General features: G+C 59.1%; 11 protein-coding genes. 7 read left to right on the top strand and 4 right to left on the bottom strand.

Annotation, left to right across the window (positions count from 1 at the left end):
* Positions 1 to 75: 75 nt before the first annotated feature.
* Complete coding sequence (locus IEY47_RS12345) at positions 76 to 990, top strand: bestrophin family protein (RefSeq protein WP_188983549.1); 915 nt, start codon at positions 76 to 78, stop codon at positions 988 to 990.
* A gap of 105 nt (positions 991 to 1,095) precedes the next feature.
* Here IEY47_RS12345 and IEY47_RS12350 read toward each other — a convergent pair whose 3' ends face one another.
* Positions 1,096 to 2,814 carry an OPT family oligopeptide transporter gene (locus IEY47_RS12350; RefSeq protein ID WP_188983550.1) on the bottom strand — a complete coding sequence of 573 codons (1,719 nt, stop codon included), beginning with the start codon at positions 2,812 to 2,814 and terminating at the stop codon, positions 1,096 to 1,098.
* 588 nt (positions 2,815 to 3,402) lie between these two features.
* On the opposite strand from IEY47_RS12350, the gene IEY47_RS12355 reads away from it, so the two are divergent.
* On the top strand, positions 3,403 to 4,995 hold the full coding sequence (locus tag IEY47_RS12355) for an ABC transporter substrate-binding protein (RefSeq protein ID WP_229779407.1): 1,593 nt from the start codon (positions 3,403 to 3,405) through the stop codon (positions 4,993 to 4,995).
* 62 nt (positions 4,996 to 5,057) lie between these two features.
* The gene (locus tag IEY47_RS12360) at positions 5,058 to 6,470 is read left to right on the top strand and encodes an amidase family protein (protein WP_188983551.1); all 1,413 of its coding nucleotides are present in this window, start codon (positions 5,058 to 5,060) and stop codon (positions 6,468 to 6,470) included.
* A 230-nt stretch (positions 6,471 to 6,700) separates the two neighbouring features.
* On the opposite strand, the gene IEY47_RS12365 is transcribed toward IEY47_RS12360, so the two are convergent.
* A complete protein-coding gene (locus IEY47_RS12365) occupies positions 6,701 to 7,162 on the bottom strand; it encodes a GNAT family N-acetyltransferase (RefSeq protein ID WP_188983552.1) in 462 nt (153 codons plus the stop codon).
* Between the two features lie 59 nt (positions 7,163 to 7,221).
* A complete protein-coding gene (locus tag IEY47_RS12370; RefSeq protein WP_188983553.1) occupies positions 7,222 to 8,250 on the bottom strand; it encodes a DUF2157 domain-containing protein in 1,029 nt (342 codons plus the stop codon).
* 196 nt (positions 8,251 to 8,446) lie between these two features.
* On the opposite strand from IEY47_RS12370, the gene IEY47_RS12375 reads away from it, so the two are divergent.
* Together IEY47_RS12375 and IEY47_RS12380 are read left to right on the top strand one after the other, a co-directional pair.
* On the top strand, positions 8,447 to 8,836 hold the full coding sequence (locus IEY47_RS12375; protein ID WP_188983554.1) for an ester cyclase: 390 nt from the start codon (positions 8,447 to 8,449) through the stop codon (positions 8,834 to 8,836).
* A 310-nt stretch (positions 8,837 to 9,146) separates the two neighbouring features.
* On the top strand, positions 9,147 to 9,926 hold the full coding sequence (locus IEY47_RS12380) for a formate/nitrite transporter family protein (protein ID WP_188983555.1): 780 nt from the start codon (positions 9,147 to 9,149) through the stop codon (positions 9,924 to 9,926).
* Positions 9,927 to 10,213: 287 nt separating this feature from the next.
* Here IEY47_RS12380 and IEY47_RS12385 read toward each other — a convergent pair whose 3' ends face one another.
* Complete coding sequence (locus IEY47_RS12385; RefSeq protein WP_188983556.1) at positions 10,214 to 11,635, bottom strand: sugar porter family MFS transporter; 1,422 nt, start codon at positions 11,633 to 11,635, stop codon at positions 10,214 to 10,216.
* Between the two features lie 777 nt (positions 11,636 to 12,412).
* Here IEY47_RS12385 and IEY47_RS12390 point away from each other — a divergent pair.
* Together IEY47_RS12390 and IEY47_RS12395 are read left to right on the top strand one after the other, a co-directional pair.
* The gene (locus tag IEY47_RS12390; protein WP_188983557.1) at positions 12,413 to 13,000 is read left to right on the top strand and encodes a cytokinin riboside 5'-monophosphate phosphoribohydrolase; all 588 of its coding nucleotides are present in this window, start codon (positions 12,413 to 12,415) and stop codon (positions 12,998 to 13,000) included.
* A 196-nt stretch (positions 13,001 to 13,196) separates the two neighbouring features.
* Positions 13,197 to 14,219, top strand: coding sequence for a DUF5924 family protein (locus tag IEY47_RS12395; protein ID WP_188983558.1), 1,023 nt, complete (start codon positions 13,197 to 13,199; stop codon positions 14,217 to 14,219).
* Positions 14,220 to 14,250 lie beyond the last annotated feature (31 nt).

Genomic DNA, 14,250 nt, shown 5'->3' on the forward strand with positions numbered 1-14,250 from the left:
GGTGGCGCGTGCTATTGCATGGCGCATCGCATGCCAACCGTCAAACCGCTGTAACGCTTGAACAGGAGTATTGCGATGCTCGGCCTCAATGGCATCAAGTTGAAATATCTAACACGAACGCTCTCATATGTAGGGCTTCCACTGCTGTGGCTGCTCCTCTGGGACGTAGTTGTGACGGTCGATGCCATGATGGTGTTCGGCTACGGCATCGAGATTCCCCTCATGCCCCTCACGCTGCTGTGCTCGGCACTGATTGTCCTCATCAGCTTTCGCAACACCAGTGCCTACAATCGCTGGTGGGAGGCCCGAACGTTGTGGGGTTCCATGGTGAACAGCTCGCGGAGCTTTGGCCGTCAGGTACTCACGCTCGTCGATGACGATGGGCATAGCCGTAACCCGGTCAAAGCCATTCTGCTGCACCGACATGTGGCTTATCTCCAGGCCTTGAAGGCACACCTCAAAGGCGCGCCGCACACCATCGACGTTGGGAATTTGCTGCCAGCAGACGAGATCGCACGCCTGAAAGGGACCAACAATTTCCCGAACGATATCCTCAACGGGTCAGCGGCCATTCTTGCGCAGGAGTATCAACAAGGCCGACTCGACAGCATCCGCCTCGCCCGTCTGGAATCGACGCTGGTGGACGTCTCGAACTGGCAAGGCGGGATGGAGCGCATCGCCAACACACCGCTGCCCTACCCCTACGTCTATTTCCCCCGACTGTTCAGCGGCCTGTTCTGCATCATCATGCCCCTGGGCCTAGTGACCACATTGGGCTGGTTCACCCCCGTCGTCTCGACGGTCGTAGGCGCCATGCTTCTGACCATGGAACGCATCGGCACCGATCTCCAGGCACCGTTCGGCGAAAGCCAGCACCAAATCCAGATGAACGCCCTGTGCAGCAACATCCAGAAGAACCTCTGCTCGATGTACAACGAGCCGGCGCGACCGGCGCTGCTGTTTGAACAGGAACATCGCACGGCGGCGTGAAATCCGAGGGAAAATTGGATGGATTAGCGCTGTAGGGCGGGTGAAACCCGCGGCTCCTAGCTGTACCCACGCGGGTTTACCCGCCCTACAGGGCCAAGCTGGCCATCATCCCCCGTTCCCCGCCATCATCCAGAACGACGCGCCGACCCCGACGATGCTTTCCCCGGCCACCAGCCCGGCGGCCGCCGCGATAACGAAGCGTTCAGCCAGGCTGCGCCATTTCGCCGTGATGACCCAGGCCAGCACCGCGCCAAGCGCCATCATCAGAGATATGGACGCTGGGATGATGAACGCCAGCCCGAAAGCTGCGGAGCTCGGCAGCAGTCGTGCCAGACGTTCGCTGCGGTCCGCACGCGCTTCGCAGAATCCGAAAAGCGAGCCGATCAATGCGCCTCCGAGCATGGACCAGCGCACGCTGATGTCCACGGCATCGAGGCCATCGGCGAGGACTTCCGCCACGGCCTTCCAAGTCGCTACGGCCGGCGCGGGCCATTCCTGGGTGATGAGCATGCCTTGCGGGTCGGGAATCAGAAGGCGATAGACCAGCACCCCGACGATGCTCCCGATAACAATGCCTACGCACTGCGCGATCAGCTGCCGCGAAGGGGACGAACCGATCAGATGCCCCACACGAAAGTCGTTCAACAAATCCGTGCACTGCCCCGCTGCGCCGCCAGCGATGTTGGCGCTCATGAGATTGACCGTCATCTGCCCAGGTGCGATCAGGCCAAAGGTCAATTGCGAAAGCTGCCCCGTCGCACCGATTGGAGGAATGCCCGTCGCGCCAACGACACGTGCCGCCATACAGGCGAGCGCTACGGAAAGCGGAATGCTGAGCGCGGCCATGATCGGCGCGATATCGAACAAAACGATCTGCAGGATCACCACCAACCCAGAAGCAAGCGCAATCATCAGCAGCGGGATGGCTTGGGGCTGCGCCGGTAGCGGTGCGTCATCGTCCGCGTCTGTCGCCCGGCGTTGACGCCACTGTCGTATACCGAGCGACACCAGCGTCGCGCTCACCAGTAGGCTCACCCCGGGCCAGAGCAGCCATTCCACGAGGACGCCGAACTGCGGGCCGCTTGCCCCGTCGGGCAGCACAACCCACCCACTCTGCAACAACCACGGAGCGATACCGCCCCAGGCCAGCACGGCGCCGACCAGCAAAGAAAGCCCGACCCTAATACCGATGATCCCGCCAAAGCCGATGAGCAATGGCGAGGGGTCGACATTGAACGTCAGCCGTTCGAGGGAGGCATTCGGCGCCCAACGTGGCAGCGGGCCGAGCGCGACGTCCGCCGCCTTCACCAGACCAGCGGCCAACGCAGCACCGCCGAGCACATAAAGGCGATGAAGCGCATCTTTACCGTGGCTGTAGACCTGCTGCATGGTCTCGAGGGTGGCGACGGCCTCAGGAAACCGCAGTCGTGTATCGAGCACCAGCGAGCGACGCAGATACCACGCGACCCAGATGCCAAGAAAACTCACCGAAAACACCCAGCCCATCATCGGCACGAGCGGGATCTGGTTGCCGGTGATGAGCGTGTAGGCCGGTATCGGCGCCACCAACCCACCAGAGATGATCGATGCTGCGGAAGACGTCGTCGTCTGGTTGATGTTGCTTTCGTGGATCGTCCAAGGCACGCCGGACCGGTAACGCATCAGCGACCGCCACAGGCCGTAGGTCACCAGCAGCGCAATGATCGACATGTTGAACGACCAGCCGATCTTGAGCCCCGAATACACATTCGATGGCGTCAACAAAGCACCGAGAACGATGCCCGAAACCAAGGCGCGAAGGGTGAATTCTCGATGTTCTGCCATTGAATTCCGCCGCAGGGTTTGGAGGTCCGACAGGGCTGGCGAGAGGTGAGTTCAGCAGTTGGGGGGGGGGTACGCAGGATGCAGAGCTTGGATTTGGGAGTGGCCTAGGCCGCGATTGATATCCATCAGGCAAAGATGTGAGCACCATCAGTATCGCTTCGCGGGCATGGCCCGCTCCCACATTCGAGTCCCACATCCAGAGCGATATCCAAAGAACGTGTGATCTCCTTTTTGTTAAAGCCAGACTCAAGGCAAACATCGGACTTGTGGGAGCGGGCCATGCCCGCGAAGCGATCTCGAATTCGCCTACTTACTTCTAATGAACATCCCTCTCGAGTACGGCTGAGTAAACCTCGGCAGCGCGCATAAACAGCTCCCTCACAACCACGACCGAAATCGAACCACCGCCACCGTGAACCGTATCGGTGCGAATCCAGCGCTCACATGCGTCGAATTTATCCGCCTCGGTGCACAAATAACCGCGCCGCGCTCCGCCAAGCCACGGAACGATAGTTGCAGCCTCCGCTTCGCTTTGCCTCGGCGGAAACGAGCAGTCCCGCGCTATCTCCCCCTGTCCCGGAGCAATACATGACGAACCTGAAAATGCCAAAGCCTGGCCGCGTACCCGGTTGCTTTCTGGCGGGCGCTCTCGCGCTCTGCTCCGCACCGACTCATGCCGAAACCATCAACGCGGTGATGCATGCCAGTCTGCGTTCGCTCGACCCCAACATCTCCACGGCCTACATCGTGCGCGACTATGCCTACATGGTGTACGACACCCTGCTGGCGCTGGATTCCAACGATAAAGTGCAGCCGCAAATGGCCGAAGGCTGGGAGGTTTCCGCTGACGGCAAGACCTATACGTTCACCCTGCGCGAAGGCCTGAAATGGCATGATGGGCAGCCCGTGACCGCAAAGGACTGCATCGCCTCCATAAACCGCTGGGCGCAACTGGATAAGCTGGGACAAGTGATGAACGACCTGCTCGACGAGATGAAGGTGATCGACGAGCGCCGTTTCTCAATGACGTTCAAGCAACCGACGGCCATCGCGCTGCAAGCGCTTTCCAAGTCCAGCGGCGTGGCGCCCTTCATCCTGCCGGAGCGGTTCGCCAGCCAACCCACCGGAAAGCCGATCGACGCAGCAATTGGTTCAGGCCCATTCAAATTCGTTACGAGTGAGTACCAGCCCGGCGTCCAAGCCGTTTTCGAACGGTTCACTGACTACAAGCCTCGCTCTGAGCCCGCTGACGGGCTGGCGGGCGGCAAGGTCGCGAAGGTCGACCGGGTGAAATGGGTCGCCATGCCGGACACCATGACCTCGGTGAATGCGCTGATGTCAGGGGAAGTCGACTTCATCGAAGACGTGCCCATCGACCTGCTACCGATGCTGGAAGGCAATGACGATCTGACGCTGACCGAATACAAGCGTCAGGGTACCCAGAATGTCGCTCGGCCGAACATGCTGCAGCCTCCGCTGGACAACAAGCTCATTCGCCAGGCCGCCTTTGCGGCGATGGATCAGGAAGCGGTGCTTCAGGTTCAGAGCGGCAACCCGAGCTATTACCGCACGTGCGCGGCGCTGTTCGGTTGCGACACGCCCTATGCGACGGATGCCGGTTCGGAGGATCTGGTGAAGGCCGATCCAGCCAAGGCAGCAGCGTTGCTGAAGGAAGCCGGATACGACGGCACGCCGATCGTCATTCTTCACGCCACCGACGTCCAATCCCTGGCCGCGATGCCGCCGGTCTTCGCTCAATCGCTGCGCCAGGCCGGGTTCAAGGTCGAATTGCAAACGATGGACTGGCAGACCCTCACCACACGCCGGACGTCCAGGGAACCGGTAGCCAAAGGCGGCTGGCACTTCTTCAGCACCTACAACACCATCGCAGACATTTCCGACCCAGTCGGCGCTATCACGGCGGCTGCAAACGGGGACAAAGCCTGGTTCGGCTGGGCAAATATCCCTGCGGTGGAAGACTTGCGCCGGAAGATGGCGCTGAGCACCGACGATGCACAGAAGCGCGACTATGCACAGCAGATACAGACGATCCTGTATGACGAGGCCGTGGTCATCCCACTGGGTGAGCGTTCGGTCATCACAGCCCGCCTGAAGAACGTAGGCGATCAACTGGATACCACCGTTCCTGTGTTCTGGAACATGACCAAAACCGCCAACTGAACCGTATCGAGCAGCGTCACGCCTCGATAAGTCACGACGCCCGGTCATAAAAAGGAAAACCAATGAAACCTACGAATGATCTTTGCCAACTGTCAGCCACCGAAACGGTTGGCCTCATACGTTCCCGCGCCATCAGTGCAGTCGAGATCGCCGAGGCAAGCCTTGCGCGCCTTGAGCAGGTCAACCCGGTCATCAACGCCGTGGTGGAACATCGCCCCGAAGAAACGTTGGCGCAGGCCCGCGAGGTGGATCGCAAGCTAGCCGCTGGAGAGGAAATTGGCCTTCTCGCGGGCGTTCCGGTGACCATCAAGGTCAACGTGGATCAGGCAGGCTACGCAACGACCAATGGCCTGCGTGCACAACAAAACCTGATCGCCGCCCGGCATAACCCAGTGGCCGCCAGCCTGCTCGACGCCGGCGCGCTTTGCGTCGGGCGAAGCAATACGCCGGCATTCAGCTACCGCTGGTTCACCAGCAATTTGCTGCATGGCAACACGCTCAACCCCCGCAATGCGGAACTGACACCGGGCGGATCGTCCGGTGGCGCCGCCGCATCGGTGGCAGCGGGTATGGCTGCAATCGGCCACGGCACGGATATCGCCGGCTCGATCCGCTATCCCGCCTACGCCTGTGGCGTGCACGGGCTACGGCCATCGTTCGGCCGTGTAGCCGTCTACAACGCCTCGGGCGCGGAACGCACGATTGGCGGGCAGATCATGTCCGTATCCGGGCCGATCGCCCGAACTATCGACGACCTGAAACTCGCCTTGGCCGCCATGTCCGTTCCCAGCGTCGATGATCCCTGGTGGGTACCCGCGCCATTGGAAGGTCCCGATGCACCGAAGCGCGCCGCACTGTGCCTGCGTCCGGACGGCATCGACACCGCACCCGAGATTTGCCAGGCGCTGCTGGAAGCCGCGGACAAGCTTCGTGACGCCGGTTGGGTCGTCGATGAGCTGGACGCGCTGGTCCCGCTGGAAGACGCCGTAAAGGTGCAGATCACCCTCTGGATGGGCGATGGCTACGCAGACATGGTCGAGGCGGCGGCTCGGGAAGGCGATATCGGCGCCATCACAGCACTTGCAGGCCAACGAGAAACCGCAGAGCGCGTCGATCTGCAAACGTTCTCGGAAGCACTCCGCCGCCGAGCGAGCATCACGCGCCAATGGAATCAGTTCATGCAGCAATATCCGGTGGTATTACTGCCGGTCAGCGCGACACTCCCTTTCAAGCGCGACCAGGATTTGCAGGGCGACGAAGCCTACCGCCACGTCTGGAAATCCCAATGGCCCATGATCGGACTACCCGTTACCGGGCTGCCTTCGCTGAGCCTGTGTACCGGCTTCCTGCCTGACCAGACTCCACTGGGTGTCCAGATCGTCGCCGCGCGGTTTCGTGAAGATCTGTGCCTCGTAGCCGGGGCGGCGATAGAGACGCGGTCGGCGCGCATACAGATCACGGCGTTGGAAGACTAATGCTGCGAGGCAAATTAATAACGTAGGGTGGATAACGCGCGAAGCGATTATCCACAGTGGCTTACAAAAGAGTGAACAACTTCGGTGGAAAAGGCTCCGCCGTTTTCCACCCTACTTTGTTTATCTCTTATTTCACTTACGGCCATATGCTCATCGGGAATTTTCCCATGGGGGATTCTTTTAAGCTGAAAGATAAAAAGACAGTAGTCATACCTCGGCCTCACTCGCTATCAAAGCTGCTTTCGAAAGTACACACGGTTAAATCCCTGATCAAACTTCCTATCTATCTCAACGAACCCAATCTTTTTATAGAGCACTATATTTTCGTGCATCTTCTCGTTGGTAAATAACGTGAGCGCAGGCAAGTTCTCTGATCGTGCCATCTTCTCCGCAAACTCCATCAGCAAGCGCCCGAGGCCATGCCCTTGGAGCGCGGGGTCTACGACGAGATTATTAATTGAAATAGAGTCAGGTGTTTTTGCGAGAACGATGGCACCGACTATTCGCCCATCGATCCGAAGCGCATATAAACCACCGGACCGTATAAGCGCCGAATAATCTGTGCTCATGGGTGCCGGCTGCTTTCCCATTCGCTCCACATACTTGGTGTAAGCGGCCACGACGATTGCCTTGATGGTGTCAGCGTCAGCGGGCCCGGCCTTATCGATCGTCGTTTTACCCGGTTGTGTCATGTATTTGGAAAACTCCTTGCGGATTGAGGGGCAGTGATTACTTCACGGCGCCGGCGTTTTCACGACCTTGCCTCCAAGAGCTCTCTCAGCGCCACCGGCAGCACTCGCCGAGCTCGCTCGACAATGCGCTTTTCATGCTTCTGCCACAGGATGCCGAGGTAGATGATCGCAAGGCCTATCGCCGTCAATACGATCGGAAAAAGCCAGCTGTCTTCGAATACACGGGAGGCCAGGTGCGCGAGATAAATCCCACAGCCCAACGCACCGACGACCACGAACACCCGCCGCACGAGCATCACACCTGTCGCGATCATCAAAAGATTGATGCCGAAGTAGAGCGCCTTCGACAGCTCGCTATCGGACTGCTGAAGCGACATGCCACCCCAGAACGCAACGACACCGAAGAGATAGATCCAGAAGGCGTAGTCCGCCGTATGACGAGATCGCACATCGACCCAGAATGCCAAGCCGATCATCAGTAATCCCGTATACATCGAGACCAGTTTGCGCAATTCCCACGGCGCATCGCCGCCCGTGAGCATCGCAGTCAGGTCCATCGTCATGTACCAGAGAGTCACCGCTATCGGCATGATCAGAAACGGATATTTGTAGCGCCAGGCCATGAACGCGCCGACGGCCAGCGTGCCCAGTTCCATGTAGATCCAGTGCCATTTGATGTAGCGGTGATAGCCCTGGTAAGTAATGTCCTCCGTCCAGACGCCCGCCCACGCCTGCAATCCATAGATTGCCAGCGGCGTCATGAAGACCACGAAGGTCGCGCAAATGCCGGCGGGAATAACCAGGTTGCGGGCCGCGAACGCGCTCGTAAGCTTTAAGCCGACGCCGGCATAAAGCAGCGCAATGAAGAAAATTCCCGCACCGCCGAAGGCTTCCCAGCCCAGGTTCATGAACAACGTCATCGCCCCGATCGCGAGCAGACCGCCGAGGTAATAAAGCACATGGGTCGCACTGAACCTTGGCGTCGCGTGGGCGTTCGCCTCGAAAAAGGTGAACAGCGCATCGGCCTGCTGCGACGAGATCAACCCCGCGCTCACGGCTTCATTCAACTGCTTCCGCGTAATGCTCACGACCCTCTCCTTGGTGCACCTGTCACCGCCGATTAAACCACGCCGCGATGAAGACTCCGAAAGAGCTGATCCTGATCGATCTCCGCATTCAACAGCGCGCTGCACGCCCCTTTAGGAACAGCAGAGCCTCCCTCCCCTTCCGAACAAACCAGCAAACCCCTCGCTCGAACCTCCCATCAGCCAATGGAGCCGACCCATGCCCACTACTGATCTCAAAAGCCGCTACCGCGCCTACATCGACTGCCTCAATCGTCGCGACTGGTCATCACTGAGCGAACACGTGGACGCAGCCATCCACTACAACGGCCAACACGTCGGCCTCGCCGGCTATCGCGCCATGCTGGAAGAGGACGTTCGCGCCATTCCTGATCTGCACTTCCATATCGAGCTGCTCGTCGCCGATCCACCTCACATCGCCGCACGCTTGCACTTCGAATGCACGCCCACAGGTGAACTCTTTGGTTTACCTGTGAACGGCAAGCGAGTGATCTTTAGTGAGAATGTTTTTTATGAATACCGCGATGGCCTTATTAGCAATGTCAGGTCGATCATCGATAAGGCGGCAATAACGTCGCAACTGGAATGAACACTTGCACAACGTAGGGTGGGTAACTCGCGAAGCGATTATCCACGGTGATTCACAGGGGGCTGAGCAACTTCGGTGGGAAGGGACATTGCCATTTTCCACTCTAAATCACGGCGTCTCACGGAACGGCTAATCCCAAAGCAAGCCGGGCCGCCACTACCTGAGGATATGTATTCCATATTAACGATCGATCAGCGTGATCTATTGACCCATAACTATTGACAATCAAACAAATTCGTGTTGTTGCGCCACGGCGGTGCGCTTAAAATTTTATTTCCATTTTTGTCTGGCTTCTGCCGGGATTGTTCTGATGTCCGTCAATACACCGCAAGAAATCGCCGAACTGGTCATACAGTCCGGTATCCGCAAAAGTCGTATGCCGTTGTCCGCTCTCTTGATCCTCGGGTTCCTTTCCGGAGCCTTCATTTCTCTCGGATTCCTACTCGATATTCGTATCACCGCGCTGATCCCAGCAGACTGGGAAACGCTATCCACCGTATTAGGTGCGACGGTATTCCCGTTGGGGCTGATCCTGACTGTATTGGCAGGCGGCGAGTTGCTGACCGGGAACATGATGTACCTGTCCATGGCGCTGTTCTCCCGGCAAATAGGCGTAATGGCGCTGCTCCGCAACTGGTTCTGGGTCACCGTGGCGAATTTCGCAGGCGCCTTCTTCGTCGCCTACGCTTTCGGCCATTTCCTCGGCTTGGTCGAGGGGCCAATCCTGCATAAAACCCTAGCCATTGCTCATGCCAAGGCCGGGGCGGATTTCATGCACGCTTTCGTATCCGCCATTGGCTGCAACTGGCTGGTTTGCCTAGGCATCTGGCTGGGGCTTTCGAGCCAGCAGGTAGGTGGAAAAATCATCGCTATGTGGTTCCCAGTCATGGCGTTCGTAGCCATCGGTTTCCAGCACGTAGTGGCGAACATGTTCGTGATTCCCATGGCGATCCTGGTTGGCGACATGGGATGGATCGACTACTTCAGCAACTTCGTGCCGGTATTCCTGGGCAATGTAATCGGTGGCTCGGTATTCGTCGGACTCGCCTATTACCTTTCGCTTCAGCCAAACGCCAAAAAGGCCGCGTGAAATATTCCCGGAACACTCTCGTAGTGGATTAGGAATGCATCATCCATCGTCTACCTTGCATCCAACTTAAAGCGTCATTTTGAGGTAAACGGTGGAAGCCCTTTGGGATTCCACCCTACTCGCTAAACCGAACACTTTTAAATAACGTAGGGTGGATAACTCGCGAAGCGATTATCCACAGTGTTCCACAAAAGAGTCAGTGACTTCGGTGAAAAAGGCTTTGCCGTTTTCCACCCTACTTTCTGGATAAACGTCGCCGGCAGGACGACGACGTCTATCTGCACGACCTACAACTCCCGCTTCATATACTTCTCAATCTGCTCCAACGACTTACCTTTCGTTTCCGGCAGGAAGAAGAACACGAACAGCAGCGAGCAGACGTTGATGACCGCAAACCCGAAGAAGGTTGCGTTGCCGAATGCTTCGATGGCGACTGGGAAGCTGAACGCGACGGTCGCATTGAACAGCCACTGCATGGACACGGCGGTGCCGGTGAGTAGGCCGCGAACCTGCATCGGGAACAGTTCGGACATGAGCAGCCAGTACACCGGCGCGATGCACGCTTGCATGAAGAGCAGGAAGATCAGAATGCACGCCAGGGCGGTGTAGCTCTGGACCAGGTTCTGAGGCATGAAAAGCATCACGCCGCCCAACGCTGCCTGCATGGAGACGACCACGACCAGCCCGGTCATCAGCAGGTGCCGGCGGCCGTAACGGCCGATCGCCCAGATGCCGAGAATCGTCGCGAAGACCGAGACCACGCCGTTGCCAATGGTGGCGGTCAGCGCGGCATTGGTGCCCAACCCCGTGCTCTTGAGGATGACGGGCGTGTAGTACATGAACGCATTGACGCCGGTGAACTGTGCGGTGAAGCCTAGACCGATTCCGATCAGCAGTAGCTTGATGACCCAACCCTGGCGAAGTAAGTCCTTCACCGCGGGGCGTTTACGCGCCTGTTCGCGCTGCGCCTTCATTTCAGCCATTTCGCGTTGCGCTTCTTCCTTGGTGCCGCGCAGTCGCTCGAGGACATCTTCGGCATCATCCAGTCGCCCTTTCGCCGCCAACCAATGCGGCGATGGTGGTACGAAGAACGTGCCGACTAGCAGCAAAATGCCTGGAACCATGGCGATCGCCAGCATGTAGCGCCAGATGCCTGGGATGTTCAGAGTGGCGGCGAGAACAGCGCTCAGTACGTAGGCGAGCAGCTGACCGGTCACGATCATCAATTCATTGCGACTGACCAAGCGTCCACGGCGCGCGGGGCCCGCGATCTCGGCGATGAATACCGGAACCGTGGCCGAACCGCCGCCCACAGCAATACCGAGCAGAAAACGGGCGACTACCATGGTGTTCACCGACGGGGCCATAGCGGTTCCTAGCGCACCTGCGATGAACAGCAGGGATAGCAAACGCAGCGCAATGCGCCGTCCGAAGCGATCCGACACGTAGCCACTGCCAAGGGAGCCAAATGCGGCGCCGACGATCAGGGAGGACGTCACGAGCCCTTCGGTGAAGGCGTTCAGCCCCAAACCGCCTTGGTCGGCGGGCAGGGTCATGAACGGCAAGGCTCCCGCGATGATGCCGGTGTCGTAACCAAACGCGAGCGCGCCCATCGTGGCGACGAGTACCGAAATGAAGATCAACCGATTTGCGGAAGCGCGCTGTTCTGCGCGCTGTCCGGACATCGGCAACGTAACGTTCGAAGACATGGAGACGGAATCCTTAAGAACTAGCACGGTGCCACTAAGTTGGCGAAGACGTTAGGGCGGTGGGTACTGCCGGGAGTTCCGCGGATTAGACACATTTCGACATGAAGCGCTAGGCATCGGGCGGTGCGAGCGCAATTAGCTAAACCTGCAAACTGGATGGCCGGTTCATCAAAGGCGACTAAAGCGGATGACCGCCCCACCGCCCTCTCATCCGTAGCGCGGGTTAAACCCGCATGCCTGGGCATCCAGGACACCGCAGCACCCGGGTTAGCACCCGGTCTACGAGCACCATGAATGGCTGAAGCCATTCGCCTCACCTTCTCGCTACCTCGAAGGCGACTAAAGCAGATGGCCGCCCCACCGCCCTTTCATCCGTAGCGCAGGTAAAACCCGCATGCCTGGGTATCCAGGACACCGCAACATTCGGGTTAGCACCCGGTCGACAAGAACCGATCGCAGCCCGACCCGCTCCCACAGACCAATCACGATCCGACAAGAACGGACGCGTGAACACGCACGGAACGCTGCTCCTATCGCCTCAATCGAATCTTTCAACGAGCACGCCTATGCGCCGTTCACTAGGCTCGCTTCAGTATTCGACGGAGAAGCCTCATGACACTCAATCAACTGTTCACCGATCTGCTGGCAGCCTACGCCTCGGCCGCCAGCGGCGCTGATCTGGAGTCGGCTCGCGGCTGATGCTGCATCGTTCATCCAGGCTTGGTCGGCGAGCGCGCAGCGGCTAACCTGTGTGCCCCTCGATTTCCGGAGACGATCATGACTCTGCGTTCCGTTTGCGTATTCTGCGGTGCGAACCCAGGTAACGACCCAAGCTATAAGGAAACCGCCGAAGCACTCGGTCGACGCATTGCCGAACGCGGCCTCACGCTCGTCTACGGTGGCGGCAAGGTCGGACTGATGGGCTTGGTTGCCGACGCGGCGATGGCTGCTGGCGGCGAGGTCATCGGGATCATCCCGCGCTCGTTACAGGATGCTGAGATTGGGCACACCGGTCTGACGCGTCTGGAAGTGGTCGATGGCATGCATGCACGCAAAGCGCGCATGGCCGAGTTGAGCGATGCCTTCATCGCATTACCTGGAGGCCTGGGCACGCTGGAAGAACTCTTCGAAGTCTGGACCTGGGGCCAATTGGGCTATCACGCCAAACCCATGGGGCTGATGGATGTCGGGTCGTTCTACGACAAGCTCGCGGGCTTTCTCGACCATCTGGTTGGCGAAGGATTCGTTCGCCAACCGCATCGCGACATGCTGCAACGGGGTGCGACACCGGATGAATTGCTAGACCGGTTGGCAAGCTGGAAGCCCACGGTCACACCCAAATGGGTGGAGAAAGCGCCGAAGTAAGCCGGGCGCTCACTGAACGACGCGTTACACAATACGAGAACTGCTCGCTAAACGGTGCGGGACAAATGCTGCCCGCGCCTGTCCCAAGGGCAAGTCAACCCGCCACGCGGCTTACGACATGGACGCCGAAAACCTGCAGTGCTCTTTTTCCGCCGGCACCAAACGGTAGCTCCGGCCCTGCTCGACGAATATTTCGATGTCACTCAAGGCCCGCCTGCTCCAACTGATCCATATCGCAACCCGACTCTTCAACCGCTATCCCGGCGTCGTGGCGCTATTCGGCTTCGTCTCGGGCGTCGCAAGCTTCATGCTCGTCGACCGACAGGCGCGCTTCGGCGAGGTGATGTCGATCGTCATGCTCGTGAGCTGGGTATGGCTGGTAATGGAAAACGGTCTGCGCCGGGTCATCGCCCATTGGTTCGGCTGGCAATTACCGCCGGGACTAGTGCGCTACGCAACGCAGATGGTGCATCAGGAAAGCCTGTTCTTCGTTTTGCCGTTCTTCTTCATCACCACCACATGGAACAGCGGCCAGGCAATTTTCACCGGCGTGCTCGGCTTCGCCGCATTGGTATCGGTGATCGATCCGCTCTACTACAAGCGCCTGGCGGCGCAGCGCTGGCTGTATTTCGCGTTTCATAGCCTGACGCTGTTCGCCGTATTGCTGACTGCGTTGCCGATCATCGTCCATCTGAGCACCACGCAAAGTTATCTGTGGGCCCTGTCGATCGCGCTGGTCCTCGCAGCGCCCAGCATGACCAGCACGCTGAAGCTCAACGGCTGGCGCCGCTGGACTGCACTGCTGCTGCTCATGGCAGCCTTCGGGAGCGCCGGCTGGCTGATGCGCCTTTGGGTACCGCCGGCGTCGCTGTGGCTCAATCAGGTGGCGGTCACCACGCAGTTCGACAATGCGCAGCGTGAGCCAGGTGAGAGCTTGCACGAGATCAGCGCGAGCCAGCTCAAGAGTCAGGGCCTGTACGCATTCACGTCGATCAACGTCCCCAGCGGCCTGAAGGAGCGCATCTTCCACGTTTGGCTGCACGACGGCCGCGAAGTCGACCGTATCGCACTGAACATCAGTGGCATTCGCGAAGCGGGTTATCGCGCCTGGACACACAAGCGAAACTTCCCCGGCGATGCCGTTGGGCGCTGGCAGGTGCAGGTAGTGACGGAGGCCGGCCAGATGATCGGCGTGCTGCGTTTCGACGTGACACCCTGAAGGGCTGCGAAAACAGCCGGGCACCTCTTGG

The sequence above is a fragment of the Pseudomonas matsuisoli genome, assembly GCF_014647635.1.
GTDB lineage: Bacteria > Pseudomonadota > Gammaproteobacteria > Pseudomonadales > Pseudomonadaceae > Pseudomonas_P > Pseudomonas_P matsuisoli.

Excerpts from the sequence above, each read along its gene's own strand:
- IEY47_RS12350 (WP_188983550.1), bottom strand. The coding sequence starts at position 2,814 with ATGGCAGAACATCGAGAATTCACCCTTCGCGCCTTGGTTTCGGGCATC.
- IEY47_RS12380 (WP_188983555.1), top strand. The coding sequence starts at position 9,147 with ATGTCCGTCAATACACCGCAAGAAATCGCCGAACTGGTCATACAGTCC.
- IEY47_RS12355 (WP_229779407.1), top strand. The coding sequence starts at position 3,403 with ATGACGAACCTGAAAATGCCAAAGCCTGGCCGCGTACCCGGTTGCTTT.
- IEY47_RS12375 (WP_188983554.1), top strand. The coding sequence starts at position 8,447 with ATGCCCACTACTGATCTCAAAAGCCGCTACCGCGCCTACATCGACTGC.
- IEY47_RS12345 (WP_188983549.1), top strand. The coding sequence starts at position 76 with ATGCTCGGCCTCAATGGCATCAAGTTGAAATATCTAACACGAACGCTC.
- IEY47_RS12360 (WP_188983551.1), top strand. The coding sequence starts at position 5,058 with ATGAAACCTACGAATGATCTTTGCCAACTGTCAGCCACCGAAACGGTT.
- IEY47_RS12395 (WP_188983558.1), top strand. The coding sequence starts at position 13,197 with ATGTCACTCAAGGCCCGCCTGCTCCAACTGATCCATATCGCAACCCGA.
- IEY47_RS12390 (WP_188983557.1), top strand. The coding sequence starts at position 12,413 with ATGACTCTGCGTTCCGTTTGCGTATTCTGCGGTGCGAACCCAGGTAAC.
- IEY47_RS12365 (WP_188983552.1), bottom strand. The coding sequence starts at position 7,162 with ATGACACAACCGGGTAAAACGACGATCGATAAGGCCGGGCCCGCTGAC.
- IEY47_RS12385 (WP_188983556.1), bottom strand. The coding sequence starts at position 11,635 with ATGTCTTCGAACGTTACGTTGCCGATGTCCGGACAGCGCGCAGAACAG.